This window comes from Francisella noatunensis subsp. noatunensis, from assembly GCF_009823375.1.
In the GTDB taxonomy this organism is placed as follows: Bacteria; Pseudomonadota; Gammaproteobacteria; order Francisellales; family Francisellaceae; genus Francisella; species Francisella noatunensis.
Window position 1 is genome coordinate 1 of sequence record NZ_WBSX01000181.1, and the last position, 761, is coordinate 761.

The window sequence follows — 761 nt, forward strand, 5'->3', positions numbered from 1 at the left end:
ATGAGATTTTAATGAAACAAGAGATGTTGCTGTTGATGTACAGATTATTGCTACTAGAGATGCTCCAATAGCATAATGAATAGGGACATCTAATACGGTTGATAGTAAAGGAGTTATTAATAACGCGCCTCCAATACCTATGATAGCACCTATGCCACCACCTAAAATGGCTACCATGAAGATTACTAGCTCAAAGAAAAAGTACTTTTCCACTATGAGAATACTTAAAAATTAGGGTTTTGATAGTGAATTATAACCTTTTAATAACTATTTTTTTCAAAAGATTTGAGTTTTTAATTAATTCCTTTTAAAATAGATGCTGTTTTATGTAATTATTAAAAACTAATTTAACCGGAGATGAGGCCAATATGGCAAAAGAAGATTGTATAGAAATGGAAGGTGTTGTTTTAGAAGCTCTTCCAAACACAATGTTTAGAGTAGAACTTGAGAATGGGCATATTGTGACAGCGCATATTTCAGGCAAGATGAAAAAAAACTATATTCGTATATTAACTGGCGATAAGGTTGTGGTTGAAATAACTCCTTATGATTTAACTAAAGGTCGTATCAAATTCCGTAGTAAATAATTTTTCCATTATCTTTACTTAATCCATTCATAAGAGATAAGTCTCATAATATTAGAATTTTTTTTTAGATTAATTATAAAATTAGCTAGATTGTATTCTCAATGTTTATAGAGATACCAAAATGTACTTCATTAGGTGTCAAGTAATTTAAACATTTCTTAGGTCTATTATTCA

At 29.4% G+C, this 761-nt stretch carries 2 protein-coding genes; one reads left to right on the forward strand and one right to left on the reverse strand.

Going from position 1 to position 761, the window contains the following annotated elements:
- The coding region (locus F8C69_RS10180; protein ID WP_159185052.1) for a TSUP family transporter at nt 1-213 on the reverse strand (213 nt) is incomplete at its 3' end.
- A 155-nt stretch (nt 214-368) separates the two neighbouring features.
- Here F8C69_RS10180 and infA point away from each other — a divergent pair.
- Complete coding sequence (infA, locus tag F8C69_RS10185) at nt 369-587, forward strand: translation initiation factor IF-1 (protein WP_159185053.1); 219 nt, start codon at nt 369-371, stop codon at nt 585-587.
- The last annotated feature ends 174 nt before the right edge of the window (nt 588-761 follow it).